Origin of the sequence: Aequorivita sp. H23M31, from assembly GCF_004022485.1 — a bacterium.
Lineage (GTDB): Bacteria > Bacteroidota > Bacteroidia > Flavobacteriales > Flavobacteriaceae > Aequorivita > Aequorivita ciconiae.
In genome coordinates, this window is the sequence record NZ_CP034951.1 from 988,260 (window position 1) to 1,006,084 (window position 17,825).

The following is a 17,825-nucleotide window of genomic DNA, read 5'->3' on the forward strand; positions in this document are numbered from 1 at the left end:
CTATGAGTTTGTTTTTTTCTGACTTCTTCTGACAACAACAAAATTTGTGGGTGTCAGAAATTGGAAAATTCGAAAACCACCTTTCCTCCGAAGCCTCAGCTTGGCCAAGGGAATTGAAACATGGAACTAGAAAACTTGACTAGATACTAGAAACAAGACGCCTGAAAACTAAACACTACCAATTACCAACTACCCTCTTGCCTCTCAACACTCATTTTGCGTCCTTATACGTTTCATACATCGAACCATAATGCGATTTGATAAACATTTCAAATGGAATTTCCTCTTGCTTTATAAATCCTTTTTTGCTGAGGTTACCTTCGGAAACCAAGTCAACTACGGCAGATATGCTACAAGCGGTTGTCCAACTTATTGCACGCCATTCTTTATTATCCAAAGTTATCCGGCGATAGGATTCAGAAAACTCCTTTCTTCTTAATTTTCCATCCATTATTCCCTCCACAGCGGCATAGACCAGAACAATATCCTCATCGACCAACGGAAGGGCATTGTTTAAAATATTCTTTGCCAGTTCTCTATCATTTTTCAATAATAGATCGTACAGCAATAATTTCATTCCGTCCCTATGGCCTGGGTATCTAATGGTTTTATAATTTAAGGTATCTACCTTCCCATCCAAAGTCTCACACATGGTGCCCAAACCACCTGAGGTCAAAAATGCTTCATATTGGCGACCGTTAATATTTATGGATTCAACATCATCGAGTGAACTAAGCATTTTTCGTTCGCCATTATGGATTACTTCGGCATCATTTATATACTCGTTGATAACCCCTTCGGCACTCCAGGTGAAGCTGTACCCCAACTGTCCCATTGGATGCAAGGGCAAAGCGCCAACTCTTAATTTTACGGCACGAACTTCGGAAAACTGACCGTACAGACCCGCTCCTAGGATTCCAATAAATCCGGGAGCGAGGCCACATTGTGGTGCTAGCACGGATTTACTGTTTTTTGCCATTTTTTGTATAGCATTTAGGGTAGGTACGTCTTCCGTAAGATCGAAATAATGAACTCCCATATCAACAGCGGTTTCAGCTATTTTGATATTGAGGAAATATGGCAGGCATGAAACAACGGCATCCTTGTCCTTAAGGAAATCTCGGATATTTTTATCATTAGAAACGTCCCCTTTTAAAACATCAAAAGAAAATTTTTCATTGATGTCAAATTGATCCATTCCTTGTACTTCATACTTCTGGCTAAGTAAGGTTGCCACAAGGCTACCAACCTTTCCTAGTCCTAAAACACCTATTTTTTTTATCATTATTTTCAATTTTTAGAAAGGGATGAAAGTAAACTTTTACGATCTATTATGCAAGCTTCAAAAGAAAATCGGCAACCACAATTGGGAAGTAACAACTACATAAATTACTAATTTAAATCAAGTCCGCGAAAAATAGACTAATCTTAAAAAGGATATCCGATTCCAAAATTAAAAATCGGGTTTTTATAATCAAAATCAAACCGGTCTTCTTTATCTTTTGACGGATCGTGAAAAGGTGCCGCAAGGTCGAAACGGATTACAAATCCCTGAACATCTACGCGCAAACCTACTCCGGCACCCATCCCAAGTTCGTTGATGAAATTGGAGGTAAACTTATCTTCGTAGTTATAAACCTCATTTCCTTTTGAGTTCCAAACGTTTCCGGCATCTGCGAAAACTGCTCCTTTTAAAAATGAAATTATAGGAAACCTGTATTCAATATTTGCTTCCAGACGTATGTTTCCAGTACGGTCGTAATAGTTATTTATTTCATCACTATCTCCCTGATAAGTTCCCGGTCCCAGCGATCGTATCCTAAAGGCACGAACACTATAGGGTCCCCCGGAATAATATTGTTTAACATAAGGCATAACATCGGAATTACCATAGGGCATTCCATAACCGCCAAACAATCTCGTGGCAATTAACTGTTCTTTTCCTATTTTAAAGTGATATCTAAAATCAATATCTGTTTTGGCATATTGCGCATATTCCATTCCTAAAATTGATTTTTTCCCATCTTCGTTTTCCTTCCCAAACAAACTGATACTATTTCCAGCAATATCCACATTGGCATTTACAAAAAACTGATGTTTTTTATAAGTGTCTATCATTCCATTAAAGGTAAATGAATAGTTCAGCCCCGAAATAAATTGCTGTTCAAAACTGCGTTGGAGAAAGGGATTCTTATCTAATATAGAGTCAAATTCCACAGAAGTTTTCATCAATTTAGTATAGTTTACCGAAACAGGAATAATTTCATGGGTAACATACCGATTTGCCTGCCAGGAATAACCAAATTGAGCGGTAGCCGATAAAAGTGTATAAAGTTTTGTCCTACTTAGGTAATCCACACTAACAGCTGCTTTTGTCTTGGGTATGGCATACTTGAAAAAATCGTTGCTGATTTTCACCGGGAAAATAACCCGAGGAAATATTAATTCGTTCTTTAACCCCAATTCAATACTGGTGTTTCCCACTTCCCTGCCTCCACCTGCTTGAAACTCATACCCTACTTTGGCCGTGGTGTTCAGTGTTTCTCCTCCTTTAAAAAGATCTCTATTGCTGTAGGTTAAGGCAAGTCCCGGTCCTGCAAAATTATTAGATTTAGTAACCGCTTGTAATTCAATACGTATGGCCCTCCTGTTCAGCGGAGATAAGAAAATATTTGCTTCCAAAATTCCCAAACTATCGGTAAGCAGAGAGTCCTGTTCTTTGTATTGAATATTGACAAACTTATAAATTCCAATTGTAGAAAGTCTTCGGGCAGTATTTCTGGAATTTGCAGGGCTATAAAGTTGACCTTCTTTTAAGGTTATAAATGGATCTAAATATTTCGGTTTAAAAAAATCCTCACTGTTTATAAAACTCTTTTCATTAAAACGCACCGTTTCCTTTACCGTGGAATCCTGAATATCATAATTAGCGTAAACGTTTATTTTAGAAATTTTATAAGGAACGATGGACTTTTCAGGAACATCCTTTTTAAAACGAAGGAAAAGATCGAAGTTTCGTTTTTTATATTGATTGGTGTCCGCCTCAAAAATCATGAATTGGGAATTGAAATTATAGTAGCCCTCACCTTTTAAATCGGTATCGATTCGTTCCCGCTCCATTTTCATATTGGCCAGATCAAACCGCATACCTTCGGAAAGTTTGGTATCCTCAACACTTTTTTTGATTTCGGAATAAATGGGTTCTGGCAGGGAGTCAACTTTATAATTTTTCATGGTGTACGGTCTGGGCACTCTCAACCTATAAGTTAAGGACGCCTCCTTCTCCTTTTCATCAAATTCGGATTTTGCAGAACTGTAGAAAAACCCCCTATTTTCTAAACGGTTTAGCAAGATTTCCTCAACCTGATAAGGTTTCACATCACTTTCATAAACGGGTTCCTCTCCAATTTTTTTATATAGAAACTTGGTGATAAAGTTTGGTTTCTTCTGCTGCATTTTATAATAAAGATGAAGTCCGGGACGCATACCCAAGAAGCTCTTATTTGGTTTTGGACGCAATGCCTCTTCCAGCACAGACTTCAAACCCTTTTCATTATCGATGATAGAATCAGATTCTATTTCAATCTCCGCCCCCGTATATAACCGCTCTCCTTCGGGGACGAATTTTTTCACCGCACAGGATTGCATAACCAGGATGATAATGGATAAGATTGAAAATATTTTGATCGTAAATTTCACCTAATTGCTAATTTTTTTTTAAAAATAAAATTCCTAATTACCTTCGTCTGTTTTACGGGTACCCTCTTGGGCACGTTGTAATTTTTTCTGTTCATCCTCCCTTTTTTCTTCTTTTTTCTTTTGCCTCTTCTCCTTTTTAGCTTCTTTTATTGCTTCTTTCTCCTCTTTGGTTTGACCGTGCAATAAAGCGTCCCACAGTTCATTAAACTTGTTGAACTCCTGTGTAAAGATCAAAGCTATACCGCTAACGACAGTCTGACCGTCAATTACATTATCAAATTCATTATGATGAAAACCTTTTAAGCGGTAACGACCATTTTCGGTCAATAAATATTCAATACTTATATTTCCTATAATCGGCGTTGGTTCGTTCGTAGGACTGCTCCCCTGCAGATCTACTTCGCTGCCCACTCGCACAATCACTCTATCGTCAAAAAGTTTTTTCTGGGCGGCAATGTCCAATTGCGTTCTTTCTTGGGGGGTTTCTCCCTGATAATCTGTATAACTATCTAAACCGAAGTCAAGTTCCAACCCAGTATTTCCCAATATTTTGTCAGAAAAAGTATTCAATTGATCGGAGAGCGCATCGTTTAAATTATCCCGAGCTACAGATGCAAAACCTCCTCCACTACCGTCGCTTCCGGGATCTGGATAAAAGCGGTTGAGCACTAACAGTGAAAATACCTGTCTGTTCAATTCATCCGTTTGCTGGTTTACCTGTTGAATTCTTCCATATACCTGTCCTCCAATTGCTCCTTGCTCGTTTTCGGGCATATCCAAATCGAAGGATATTTTCGGTTTAAGCAGTTCCCCATCGATATTCAGATAGACATAAAAGGGTAGAACTTGACGATACTTCCCTTTAACGGAAGGATCCGCTCCAGAACTAATGGGCGCCATCAATGCCGAAGCAGATGTTTTAACTTTATAAATGGCCTTTACATCAAGTTTGGCGTCAAATGGATCACCAGACCAACTTACTCTACTACCCGGCGCCAACTCAAACCGGCGATTCACAAGACTGTATAGATTCATTTCATAATGGCCACCCGCGATATCATATACTCCAGTGAGCGATATTCTTCCATTTGGATTCATAGTAAAATTGAAATCACCATCGCCATAAACCTCAAAATTATCTTCCGTTTCCTCATCGATTACAATAGTAATCTTGGCTTTTTTGCCAATCTTCAAAAATGCGTTGATATCAAATCCAGTTAAAACTGCGGATTTTTCTTCCGTTCTGGTCAATACTGCGTCCGGATCCTCTCTATTTACAAAGATTACTATCCCATCTCTTTCCTCAATAGCCACAGAGGCCGACGGAAGAACATACGTGATATTTGTATCATCATCCAGCCGAAGTCTCGCATCCAGTTTAGGAATTTGCAAATCTCCGGTTAACGTGGCATCAGCATTAAAGGAAGCCCTGCCATAAACCATGTCGTTATCCTCTTTGGTGGCATTTATTAGCTGAAAGTTTTCAGCATCCAGTTTTAAATTAAATGTAGGATTTATAAATGATTCCGTTCCGATATTACCAGAGAGGACCAACTGATTATTATTTTCATCACGTACAGTAAATCCGTCCATATAAATCCCAGAATTATCCAATTTTATGGATTCATTCGCCAGAGTAAAGGGAGCGTTCAGTTTGGAAATTGTAAACGAGGCATTATCAAAATTCAGATTTCCTTTATATTGAGGATCTTTCGTTGTTCCAGTAACGTTGAACTTTCCTGAAAAACTGCCTCCTGTATTTTTTACCTCACCTAAAGAAAATCCTTCGAGTGCATACATATTGAATTTGTTTATTACCAAATCCAAATCTTGTCTCCCCTCTGTTTCACTTGCAATATAATCGCCCTTGAGGTCCAGGTCCACCTCTCCTTCTTTCATTGCCATTTCAAAATCGTATCGATCACCACCGTCAGATTCCGCTTTTGCAGTCAACCTTCCCAAATCGATATCGAGCATTTCTAGTTTGTCAATCATAAGATCGGCCAGAAGTCCTGTTTTACCATATGGCTCTACCAAAGCAAGATTTCCATTTAAATTTCCTTTAGCCAATTCCTCTTCAGGATTTAAATAATTCAGAATCTCGCTGAGTTTGAAATTTTGGAATTCAATGGCGGCGTGGTCACGGGAAATATCGGGCATCTTATCGGTAAGTTCTACCTTTTCATCGCCACGGGTAAATCGAAAATCATTAAACGCTACCTTCTTTCTGCTGATAAGGACTTCATTGTTTTCCGGAGTTTCCCATTTCTTTCTATCCAGTATTAAGCTGTCCGGTTTTACGTGAAAGCGCAATTCTTCGGAAGTTCCCGTAATCTGGGAGTTAATATTAATGAGAATACTGTCTTTATGAATTGCGGTAAAAGCTAGATTGAGTTCCTCATTTTCCTGATGTCCGCTTATTTTAGTTTTAGGAACGTCAAGAGGTCCAGCTTTTAAACTGTTGAAGCCAAGATCGAATATAAATTTATCCTTATCGCTATCCATTGTAAACGCCAGACTATCCAACTCGTTACCACCATAATTTATATGAGGAGCTTGAATCTTGGCAGCCAATTTCCTTTCACTTTGATCAAAGTAGGCAGCAATGCTGATAGTATCCAAATCGTTGACGTTTACTAAAAAGACCTTGTTTAGAACCGGAGCTTGGGCGATCCTTCCGATTATTTTCAGCTTTACGGGATTCTCAACCGTATCGGACAAAACAACTTTTTTGGAAAAATAACTGGCAATATGTTTTTTGATTGCCGCTCCAAATGTTTCGGGATCGGTGTTGCTCTCCAAACTCAATTGCAAAATTTTATTATCGACCCAAATGGAGGTAGTATCTTTACGAATGTGCGCTGTTGCGAGCACATCGCCCAGAAGATAGGTTTTATTATCATAGACCACTACTCCATTACCAATGGTAGAAATTATGTCGAAACCTTCTTTGGAGCCTTCAAAATCGGCATCTAATACTAGACCCGTTCTCACATCCCGGTCCATGACGCCAATTGCCTGAAGATTCACACCTTTTACATCCAAATGCGCACTTACCTTTGGTGAAACGGAATCCAGAACAATATCCGCATTAAAGGCCAAATCAAGATTTTTATCTTTATATGCCGAAACAATATCCCCTTCTCCATTCGCGATCTTACCATTAATTTCCCAATCTTTTATAGCATAATCCCTAAACTGAAAGCTGGATATTTTAGCATCTAAAGTTGCATCAAGACTATTGATATCCTTTCCAGAACCTTGTGTTTTTATGCTCAGGCTCAGCGCACCAAATTCTTCGTTATTTAGCAGCTCGTTGATTTTGTATTCCTTTATTTCAACATCGGCATCAAAGGCAATTTCGGAATCATTTTTAAAGTGTCCGTCAATAATGGCAATTCCCTGCGAAGTGGTAAGATTCGCCATGGCATAAATATCTTCAGGATTTCCTTTGGCATGTCCCTCCAAGGCAACATCTTCTGGTAAGCTCACTCCCAAATCCTTTTCGCTGACAAAACGAACCAAATCACTTCTCTTGGTCTTTGCGGAAAAGTGGGGAATATTGAATTTAAGATTTTCGGGATTGGTGGCGTTTTGGATAGTTCCATTTGCCGAAATCCGTGTGGTATTTCCCCAGAAAACATTTAGCTTCGGAATTGAAATAGACGATAAATATCCCGAGGCGTCCACATTTCCTGAAAGTCTTTTTTCTGAAAGAGTCCTTAGATATTCATTCTTACGAAGGTCGGGTTGAAATTTGAAAATCTCCTTTAAATCCACCGCAAAAGATGGCAAATCAAGGGCGATCTTGGATTGCTCGGGTTTGTCGATTAAATCAGCTAAAGATTTATAATCAAACCGAACTTTACCGTTCAGACTATTATCATTTAAAGCCAGTTTTATTTTATCTACATCCAAGTATTTATCCGAAGCGTCAATATTGAGAGTCAATTGTTTAAGGTTAAAACCTGAGCCCTCTTGAAAGGTTAATTCATCAAGATTTAAACCAGCCTTTTTATCTTTTAAGAAAACATTATTTGCCTGTAGATTAAAATTCTGAAGAGCAATTGCATTGGGATTGAAAACGTTTTTCTTGACTTCATTTTTACCTACAAAATAACTGATGTTATTGCCTTCCATATCAATTTTGGAAATAGCAATTCTAAAATCAGGCCATTCGAAATTTCGGATATCCTCCTTTGCTTCATCTTTAACTTCTTCGACTTTTTGGGTTATTCCATTTACTTCCGTTTCAGTATTTAAGGTTATAATGGAATTTTTTAATCTGAAATCGCCGATATCGATGGTATTATTAGCTAGATCTGCCTCCTTCATTTCTAAATAAAGATCGGCAATCTCTGCTTCGGCTGCTATTCGATCGCCGTAGGATTGATAATCGAGAAACACATTTTTTAGTGCGATTTTATCCAATTCCAAAAAGGGCAAAGGACTGTCTCCCTTGGGCTGCGGTGGAACGGGTGATTGGATATATTTAATGCGTGCATTTGAAATAGTTGCTTGGGAAGCGCGGAAATCCATATTTTCCAGATCCGTTTTTTTCATCTGAAGATTGAGACTTCCTATTTGAAATTGACTATCAATCCCCAATACGGCATCGTCAAAAACAATGTTGAAATCCTTAAAATGGAAATCGCCCAAGATTAAATTCATCGTTGATGAGGTAGTGTCGACGGCAACTGTAGTTGTATCAGGTGTAACGAAAGCGTCGATAAGAAACTGAAAGTTGTAACCGTCAATTGAGTCCTTTCGGATTACATTTGCCCGCAGGCCTTCCCAATACAGATTGTCGATTCCAAAACTGTTTCCGCGGATTAGGGGCAATAAGGGTATATCTGCCTCCAAGGATTTCGAATAGATTAGGGTGTCCCCCTTTTTATCTTCTAAAAAAAGACCCTTCAACATCACGTTTCCATCAAAAGTAATAAAGAGCTTGTCGATCTCAACTCTGGTATGGGTTTTTCCCGAAACGTATTTAACAGCCCTTTGTACAATAATATTCTGGCCCCACGGACTGCGAACAAATAGGATAAGAAGAAACACCAGTAGAATTAAGATCCCGAAAATCCATCCGATGACTCTTAAAACCCTGTGTTTTTTTTTCCTTTTGGTCTTTTTCTTTTTCTCTTCCAAAGGCTTTGGGATAGATTTCAAAAATAGGAAAAATACAGTATACAAAACCTAAGAATCCCTCTAACTATAAGGATTTAAGCATAAATCTATGTTAAAAATGGAATAGGAAATATCTATATTACGTCGAAAGTTCCATTAAACTTGTTAAACAGCCGAATTGATTTATTACCATACATCAATGTAGTTATAAAATTGGTGCTCTAGCTTTGTAAAAATTATTAATCCTTAAAACAAAGAGACATGCAAAAACAAAAAATAACAATTTGGAAAATCGATCCCGCACATTCAGAAATAGAATTCAAAGTAAAACATATGATGATTTCCACAGTTAGTGGGAGCTTTGAAAAATTTGAAGGACATTTAGAAACTACATCAGATGATTTTAAAGATGCAAAATTTTTCTTTTCGGCAAATGTTGATAGCATCAATACAAAAAGTAAGGATCGCGACACTCATTTAAGATCTGATGATTTCTTTGGCGCAGCAACCCATCCCAACTTAACTTTTATCTCCAAATCATTTGATGGTGAAACACTTGTAGGAGATCTCACACTTAAAGGCATTACAAAAGAAATAAAGCTTGATGGAGATTTTAATGGGATAGCACACGATCCCTACGGACAAACAAAAGCGGGATTTGAATTTGAAGGACAGCTTAACAGAAAAGACTTCGGTTTAACCTGGAATGCAATGACGGAGGCCGGAAGTGTTGTGGTGAGCGATAAGGTAAGACTGCTCATTTCAGTTCAGTTTATTAAACAATAGAAATATTAATAGAAAATAAATTATAAAAAATGAAAACAAAAAATATAGAACGCGTAGTAAATCCGCCACGACCCCATATGGTTGGAGATGGATTTCGGGTCCACAATTATATTCCATCTGGTCTTGGTGTAGGTTTTGAACGGATGGATCCATTTATAATGATGGACTATAACAGTAAATTTTACTTTCCTCCCACCGATCAACCCCGCGGAGTTGGCGTCCATCCGCATCGCGGTTTTGAAACCGTTACAATTGCCTATAAAGGCAAGGTTGCACATCATGACAGTGCCGGAAATAGCGGAGTAATCGAAGAAGGTGACGTGCAGTGGATGACCGCCGCCTCTGGCGTTCTTCATAAGGAATATCACGAGGAAAATTTTAGTAGAGAAGGTGGGGATTTCCAAATGGTGCAGTTATGGGTCAATCTTCCAGCAAAAGATAAAATGAGCACGCCAAAATATCAGGGTATCGTAAACAGTGAAATAAAAAAAGTTGAACTGTCTGAAAATGCTGGTGTAGTTGAAGTAATTGCTGGGGAATATCTTGGAACAAAAGGGAGTGCTTCTACTTTTACCCCTGTTTATCTTTTAAATGCAAAGTTAAACATAGGAGGAAAAGCTAGCTTTAATTTTCCAGCCGATTATAATACTGCTGTTTTGGTAATTGAAGGAAAAATAAGAATAAACAATTCAGAGGAAATAAATACTGATAGTTTGGCATTGATGGCAAATGATGGTGAAGGGTTCAATATTGAAGCTTCTGGCGATGCCGTTGTGTTGGTGATAAGTGGAGATCCTTTAAATGAACCGATTGCCGCCCAAGGTCCTTTTGTAATGAATACTCGCGCAGAGTTGGTTCAGGCAATCAGCGATTATAATATGGGAAAATTTGGATATTTGGAGTAACCGAGGATGGGCTAAACCTAACAGGTCTCAATTTGTCCGCCGAAGCTTTTTTAGCGTAGGAGGAAGATCTGTTGGGTTTTTACAAATCAAATTTAGGAATTCCGATGTGCCAGTTCCTTTCTTACCCTACTTAAACTTTCGGGGGTTATCCCCAGATAAGAAGCGATCATCCATTGTGGTACCCGCAATAACAAATCTGGATAAGTTTCAATAAAACTTAAATATCTGTTCTCCGCAGATGCGCTGAGTAAAAGATTAAGCCGTTGTTGTATGTGTCGAATATGGTTATGTAAAAGTTTCTCATTAAACTTTCTGAAATTTTCATCCAACTGAGTAGCTCGATCCATAAAGTTTTTATCCAACAATACCACTTTTGAATCTTCAATGGCCTCTATATAAATTTCAGAAGTATCTTTAAAATAAACGCTTCCTCTATCTACAATAAACCAATTTTCAGGTGCAAACTGAATCAGGTGCTCCTTTCCGTCCTCTCCAAGTGTATAAGACCGAAGCAATCCCTCTTCTACAAAAAAAGAATGACGGCAAACCTCTCCTTCCCGAAGCAACATTTCTCCTTTTGGGAAATCTGCTTTTTCCAAACTTTCATATAATGTATCCGAATGTGCTTCTGAGATTCCTGCCATGTTGGTCAAGTAGGATCTGAAATTTTTTTCTAAATCATTATTCTGCATCTTATGTTTTAAAAAATGATTGTTTAAAAGTATAAAATAATTCTTCCGGAGTAAGGCGCAAATTTCAACTCGAAAGTCTGTACCGCTAAAAAAATTCTAAATAAGTATAAGCTATTCTGTTAATGCACTTCGGTTGCATTTCTTGATTCCCTAATTTTGAAAATTTACAAATTGGACCAATCCAAAATATTGAATTAAAAAGCCCTTTAAAATACTGCATCATGAAATGGATATTCGAAAATTTTAAAGCTGAACTAAATAACCTTACTCCCGAAGTTCGGGAAAAGGCATTAAAAATAGCTGAAAAAATAATGGAAAAAGGTGGTGTATCAGAAGATGAGGCCATCAAAAAAGGTATTGCCAAAGCCCAAGAATGGTTATATGATTCAGAGGGATAAATGCTGAGATTAGGAGAAGAATTAAATGAAAAACGCAATCGAGAATACCAACAGTCCTATAATTGAAGATAGCTGTTGCCATCCTACCCCTGAAATAACAGATAACACTACTGTGGACGACTGTTGCACCCCTACTGCCACGACAGAAAAAGTAGAAAAATCTATATTCCATACTTATCTCCCGGCCATTTTCAGTTTTATAATGCTGATTGCCGGGATTATTCTCGACTATCTGAACATTGCCTTTTTTACAGGGGGAGTACAACTAGTTTGGTATCTTTTAGCTTATATTCCGGTAGGATATCCTGTCTTAAAACACGGATGGGATGCAATATTAAAAGGTGATTTCTTTACGGAATTTTTTTTAATGGGAATTGCAACCATCGGCGCCTTCGCACTGGGCCATTATCATGAAGGCGTGGCGGTAATGCTTTTCTACACTTTAGGAGAGCTTTTTCAACATTCAGCGGTTCATAAATCAAAGCAAAATATTAAGGCACTTTTGGATATACGGCCTAATGTGGCCATGGTATTTCGAAATAATAATTATGTATCCGTACATCCTCAAGAGGTAAAGATCGGAGAAAAGATACAAGTTCGAACTGGAGAAAAAATTCCGTTGGACGGAAAACTACTTTCCACAAATGCAACCTTAGATACTGCAGCAATAACTGGTGAGAGCAAACCAGCATCAATGTATGAAGGAGAAAATGTTTATGCCGGAAGTATTAATCTGGAAAATGTTATCGAAATAGAATCAACCAAAGTTTTTGAAGATAGTTCAATTGCAAAAATATTGCACTTGGTACAAAACGCAACTTCCAGAAAATCCAAAACAGAACTTTTTATTCGCAAATTTGCCCGCGTTTATACACCAATTGTGGTTTTTGCAGCGCTTGCCCTTACCTTTCTGCCCTACTTTTTTGTTGAAGATTATGTTTTCGGGGATTGGCTTTACCGAGCCTTGGTATTTCTGGTTATTTCCTGTCCTTGTGCCTTGGTTATTTCCATTCCATTGGGATATTTCGGAGGTCTGGGGGCTGCTTCCAAAAATGGAATACTTTTCAAAGGAGCATCATTTTTGGACAGTATTACTAAGATCAATACTGTGGTAATGGACAAAACCGGCACCCTAACCAAAGGAGTTTTTAAAATAAAAGATATAAAAACCTTCGGAATTGATGAAGCAGAAATGATGGGTTACCTTCAAGCTATTGAAGCCCAATCCACGCATCCTATAGCAAAAGCGATTCTTAAATATAAAAATGAAACAACCTATTCAGCTTCCGATGTATTGGAAACCGCAGGCAAAGGATTACAAGGCACCGTCAATAACAAAACAGTTCTGGCAGGAAATAAAACACTGATGGATTTGCATAAAATCCAAGTTGCCGTTGAAAGTATTTACATTGTTGATTCAATCGTTATGATTGCGATTGATGGAGAATTCAGAGGTTATGTAACCATAGCAGATGAAATAAAAGAAGACGCCCAAGAGAGCATTCAGCAGCTGCGTTCACTCGGCATCAAGAAAATAATTATGCTGTCTGGGGATAAGTCATCAATAACTGAAAAGCTGGGAAAAGAACTTGGATTACAGGAATCAATCGGTGGCTTATTACCGGAAGAAAAATTAAAAAAAGTTGAATCTCTCAAAAACATTCCGGGAACAAAAGTTGCATTTGTGGGGGACGGAATAAATGACGCGCCTGTAATTGCAGCAAGTGATGTGGGAATTGCAATGGGTGGTTTGGGAAGCGACGTTGCTATTGAAACTGCCGATGTTGTAATACAGACAGACCATCCGTCAAAAATTGCACGTGCTATAAAAATCGGTCGTTCTACAAGAGCTATCGTCTGGCAAAATATTGCCCTTGCATTTGGTGTAAAACTTATAGTGTTGATTTTGGGCGCAGGCGGAATCGCAACTATGTGGGAGGCGGTTTTTGCAGATGTAGGAGTTGCTTTTTTAGCAATTCTTAATGCAATTAGACTTCAGCGGATGCATTGGGATTAGTGCTAGGGTTTGGGGTTTGTTGTTTATAATTTGTGTTTCGGAGTTTCTAATTCTGCGTTTCAGATTTCAGGTTCAAAATAATTGAAAATATTAATGTGGAGTGAGGATTTGTAAACCTTTCAAATTCAATATTGAAATTTGAGCATTGAACATTGAGCATTGAACATTGAACATTGAGCATTGAACATTGAGTATTGAACATTGAACTTTCTCCATTCCCATTTGCTTAATGTATATTTGCAAAAATTTTGTTTTAGAATGGAAAAATCAATTAGGGCATTTAGAATGATAAGTATTTTGGAAGCGGTTTCCTTCCTCGTTCTCTTGGGAATCGCAATGCCGTTAAAATATATTTGGCATATGCCTCAAATGGTCCAAATGGTTGGAATGGCGCATGGAGTGCTTTTCTGCTTATATGTTGGTGGAGCATTTTATATGTACAAAAAGCTAAATTGGTCCATAACGGAACTTCTCGTTGTGATACTTTGTTCAGTACTTCCGTTCGGACCCTTCTATGCCGACCGTAAGTATTTACCATGAATCAAGAAAAGCTTATAGTATATAGTTCCTTTATTCAAAATTTGCTTGTAGACCAAGGGATGCAGGAGGGATGGGCTATATTTTTAAATGTAATCATCAATTGTATTATTGTCGCCATCGGACTATTGATTATTGGTGGCCTCTTTCGACAGTTGGTAGTAGCCTTGTTCTCAGCGTTTAGTGGCAAAACAAAAACCTCTTTTGACGATTATCTGGTGCAAAGTAATTTTCCGCGTTTTATTGCGAGATTACTGCCGTTATCAATTTTATGGTTCCTCATTCCTATATTATTTGCTGAATCTACATTTGTGGCAGAATTGGTTTTTGCGCTACTCAAAGTATATCTAGTAATATTATGGATTCTTATATTCCGAAGTATACTTCGTTCTATCCATCGTTATCTCGAGGGCAAAGAGCGCTTTGGCGATAAACCAATGGAAAGTTATGTTCAGGTTCTCATGATTTTCGCCTGGGGAATTGGAATTTTTTGGATTATTCAACTTCTTACAGGATATTCAATTAAGAGTTTGGCCACCTTAGGAGCGGCTTCGGCTGTAATCCTACTTATTTTTAAGGATACCATTTTAGGCTTTGTTGCCAGTATCCAGGTTTCTGTAAACGATTTAGTACGAATTGGTGACTGGATAACCTTTGAAAAATTTGGAGCCGATGGGGATGTTGTGGAGATAAACCTAGCTACCGTCCGAGTTCAAAATTGGGATAAAACTTATACTACCATCCCAACATATAGCCTAATTTCAGATTCCTTCAAAAACTGGCGCGGAATGAGCGAAAGCGGTGGAAGGAGAATAAAACGTTCAATTTATATAAAACAATCTACTATCAAATTCCTTTCTCCCGAGGATCTGGAACGTTTCAAAAAAATTGAATTGGTAAAACCTTACATAGAACACCGTCAGCGGGATATTGAAAAATATAACGCTGCAAAAAATGTAAACAAGGAAATCCAGATAAATGGAAGAAATCAAACCAATCTAGGAGTTTTCAGACATTATATGGATACTTATATAAATGCAAATTCTGCAATTCATAAAGACCTGTCCTTAATGGTCCGACACCTTGCGCCAACTGACAAGGGAATTCCTTTAGAAATTTATTGTTTTAGTAGAGACCAACGATGGGTGAATTATGAACATATCCAAGCAGATATTTTTGAACATCTACTTGCTGCTCTACCCTATTTTGATCTTGAAGTATTCGAATCTCCAACAGGGACGGATTTTCAAAAGTTGAATTAAATTATTTTGCCAGCCTGTCCTTGGCGAATTCCTTTGCAGTTTTCCCATGTGCGATAGGCTTGCCATTTTCACCAAGAGCCACCATTATAATTTTAGAGATACTGATAATCACCTCGTGCGTCATTTTATTGCGGACCTCACAGCAGAGAGTCAGAGATGTATTTCCAAAACCGACAATATCCAACCCAATTTCAATAATATCCCCCTTCTTGGCGGAACTTCGAAAGTTTATCTCGCTCATAAACTTGGTAACGGTCCTGGGATTTTCCAATTGAATAATAGCATAAAGAGCGGCTTCCTCATCAATCCATTCCAATAATCTTCCACCAAAAAGTGTTTCATTGGGATTGAGGTCTTCGGGCTTGACTCATTTTCTTGTGTGAAAATTCATTTTAAAATGTTTAGAGGTTAAATATAATAGTTGATTTGCAAGCCGGCATAATATGAAGGAAGTTTAAAACAATACTGCCACGAATTCACGAATTATAGTAAAGGAGCAACTGGGGTCTGTCCAGCTAGCAATTCGGATTTGAAGAATTGTTAGCGTGCGCTTCCACTGCGCTCAGCGTGATAAAGTTGCACCATTATAATGCATCTCTTAAATTTGTTACCAGTATCAGTCTGTTCGAAGCCTATCAGGAGTCGAATACCAATGTGCGAATCAAGATTTCTAATTGGCTCCGCTGAATAAGCCAAAAACATCTAAATCATTCGTGAATTTGTGGCAGCCTGAATTCTTATTTATTAATATAAACCGTCTTCCTATTCACAAATTCACGAATTCCGTGTTCGCTAAGTTCACGACCATACCCGCTCATCTTTACTCCTCCAAAAGGCAGTCGAGGATCACTTTTAACCAATTCATTTATAAAAACGGCACCCTCATCAAATTGAAAGGCAAGCTTTTCCGCTTCTTCAATATTTTTGGTAAAAAGCGAAACTCCCAATCCAAATTTTGAATTATTGGAAAGATCAATAGCTTCCTCAACGGTTTTAAAAGTTGTTACTGAAAGTACGGGACCAAAAGTTTCTTGGTTGAAAACTGCCATCTTTTCGGTAACCTCTGTTAAAATAGTCGGTTCAAAATAAGCGTATTGTCTTTTTCCTCCCAACACCAATTTAGCACCAGCCTCAATGGAATCATTTACTTGTTTTTCTAAATCCTCAGCGAGATCTTCTCTGGCCAAAGTTCCAATAAATGTTTCTTCGTCCATAGGATTTCCACTTTTGAGTTCTCTCACTTTTTGGACTAATTTCTCGGTAAACTCTTCCGCTAGGGACTCATCAATAATCAATCTTTTTCCCGCGATACAACTTTGCCCTGTATTTTGATATCTCGCCATAACACAGGTTTCTATGGTCTTGTCCATATCGCAATCCTTAAATACCACCAAACCGTTGTTTCCACCGAGTTCCAGAACTGTTTTTTTAATATTTTTCCCCGCAATGGAAGCTACCGAAGCCCCTGCGGGGCCACTTCCCGTCAAGGTTACTGCTTTTACCTTTTCGTTTTCAATCACACCTTCTACAGCATCACTGTCTATGAGTAACGTGGTAAAACAATTTTCAGGAAATCCTGCTCTTTTAAAAACCTTTTCGATATTCAACGCGCAACCAAAAACATTTGAAGCGTGTTTTAGTATACCAATGTTTCCAGCCATTAGTGCGGGAGCAGCAAATCGGAATACCTGCCAATATGGGTAGTTCCACGGCATTACCGCCAGGACCACGCCAAGAGGTTCGTAGCTAACATAACTTTTGTCCGCATCGGTTTTCTTTATCTCATTTTGAAGTTGGGATTGGGCATTTTCCGCATAATATTCACATACCCAAGCGCATTTCTCAATTTCGGCAATAGCTTGCGAAATAGGCTTTCCCATTTCCAGTGTCATCATCTCTGCGTATTCCTCCTTGTTTTCCTTTAATTCCGCAGCAGCCGCCAGCATTAATTTTTTTCGTTCGGTATATGAAGTTTCCCGCCATTGATAAAAGCGTCGATCTGCCTTTTTTATGATTTCTTCAACCTCATTCTTAGTGTGATTTTTATAAGTTTTGATTTCTTTCCCAGAATAAGGATTCGTCGATATTGTTGTTGACATAATAATTATTTTTGAATTTCAATTTCCTGTTTCAATGTTCAAGAGTTGGAATTAACCTAAGGCAAAATAGCGTAAGATGTAAGACTTTCATTTTGCGGAAAAATACATTCCAATATACCGATTTATCCCACATTTATTTTAAGTCATTTTAATTTGCACAGGTTTATAAAAGTATTGAAAACATTGGGAAAAATATGTCTGCTTAAGACGACTTTAACGGCAGCATTGTTTAAAACATTCCTTATAAATGCTCGTTAACTTTACAGGATTATAATACATTTGCGCATACTATAAAAAATT

The 17,825-nt window shown here is 38.0% G+C and carries 11 protein-coding genes and 1 pseudogene; 6 read left to right on the forward strand and 6 right to left on the reverse strand.

Annotated features, from left to right (window positions below; all coding sequences use genetic code 11):
* Positions 1-211 precede the first annotated feature (211 nt).
* From EI546_RS04450 to EI546_RS04460, 3 genes are all read right to left on the reverse strand, one after another.
* Positions 212-1,285, reverse strand: a complete 1,074-nt coding sequence (locus EI546_RS04450) for a saccharopine dehydrogenase C-terminal domain-containing protein (protein ID WP_240673155.1) — start codon at positions 1,283-1,285, stop codon at positions 212-214.
* A gap of 143 nt (positions 1,286-1,428) precedes the next feature.
* Positions 1,429-3,699, reverse strand: a complete 2,271-nt coding sequence (gene tamL / locus EI546_RS04455) for a translocation and assembly module lipoprotein TamL (RefSeq protein WP_410198316.1) — start codon at positions 3,697-3,699, stop codon at positions 1,429-1,431.
* Between the two features lie 33 nt (positions 3,700-3,732).
* On the reverse strand, positions 3,733-8,760 hold the full coding sequence (locus EI546_RS04460; protein ID WP_240673156.1) for a translocation/assembly module TamB domain-containing protein: 5,028 nt from the start codon (positions 8,758-8,760) through the stop codon (positions 3,733-3,735).
* Positions 8,761-9,090: 330 nt separating this feature from the next.
* Here EI546_RS04460 and EI546_RS04465 point away from each other — a divergent pair, with 330 nt between their 5' ends.
* Together EI546_RS04465 and EI546_RS04470 are read left to right on the forward strand one after the other, a co-directional pair.
* Positions 9,091-9,615, forward strand: coding sequence for a YceI family protein (locus tag EI546_RS04465; RefSeq protein WP_128249417.1), 525 nt, complete (start codon positions 9,091-9,093; stop codon positions 9,613-9,615).
* A gap of 29 nt (positions 9,616-9,644) precedes the next feature.
* Positions 9,645-10,520 carry a pirin family protein gene (locus EI546_RS04470; RefSeq protein WP_128249418.1) on the forward strand — a complete coding sequence of 292 codons (876 nt, stop codon included), beginning with the start codon at positions 9,645-9,647 and terminating at the stop codon, positions 10,518-10,520.
* Positions 10,521-10,612: 92 nt separating this feature from the next.
* On the opposite strand, the gene EI546_RS04475 is transcribed toward EI546_RS04470, so the two are convergent.
* Positions 10,613-11,164, reverse strand: coding sequence for a Crp/Fnr family transcriptional regulator (locus EI546_RS04475; RefSeq protein WP_240673157.1), 552 nt, complete (start codon positions 11,162-11,164; stop codon positions 10,613-10,615).
* Positions 11,165-11,433: 269 nt separating this feature from the next.
* On the opposite strand from EI546_RS04475, the gene EI546_RS16140 reads away from it, so the two are divergent.
* The 4 genes from EI546_RS16140 to EI546_RS04490 all read left to right on the forward strand — a co-directional run bounded on the left by EI546_RS16140 (position 11,434) and on the right by EI546_RS04490 (position 15,426).
* Positions 11,434-11,610, forward strand: coding sequence for a hypothetical protein (locus EI546_RS16140; RefSeq protein WP_164905169.1), 177 nt, complete (start codon positions 11,434-11,436; stop codon positions 11,608-11,610).
* A 25-nt stretch (positions 11,611-11,635) separates the two neighbouring features.
* The gene (locus tag EI546_RS04480) at positions 11,636-13,627 is read left to right on the forward strand and encodes a heavy metal translocating P-type ATPase (RefSeq protein ID WP_128249420.1); all 1,992 of its coding nucleotides are present in this window, start codon (positions 11,636-11,638) and stop codon (positions 13,625-13,627) included.
* Between the two features lie 258 nt (positions 13,628-13,885).
* Positions 13,886-14,167, forward strand: coding sequence for a DUF3817 domain-containing protein (locus tag EI546_RS04485; RefSeq protein WP_128249421.1), 282 nt, complete (start codon positions 13,886-13,888; stop codon positions 14,165-14,167).
* 41 nt (positions 14,168-14,208) lie between these two features.
* Positions 14,209-15,426, forward strand: coding sequence for a mechanosensitive ion channel family protein (locus EI546_RS04490; RefSeq protein WP_317127445.1), 1,218 nt, complete (start codon positions 14,209-14,211; stop codon positions 15,424-15,426).
* 1 nt (position 15,427) lies between these two features.
* Here EI546_RS04490 and EI546_RS04495 read toward each other — a convergent pair.
* Positions 15,428-15,817 (reverse strand): annotated as a pseudogene (locus tag EI546_RS04495) (acyl-CoA thioesterase).
* 346 nt (positions 15,818-16,163) lie between these two features.
* Positions 16,164-17,525, reverse strand: a complete 1,362-nt coding sequence (locus EI546_RS04500) for an NAD-dependent succinate-semialdehyde dehydrogenase (RefSeq protein ID WP_128249423.1) — start codon at positions 17,523-17,525, stop codon at positions 16,164-16,166.
* Positions 17,526-17,825 lie beyond the last annotated feature (300 nt).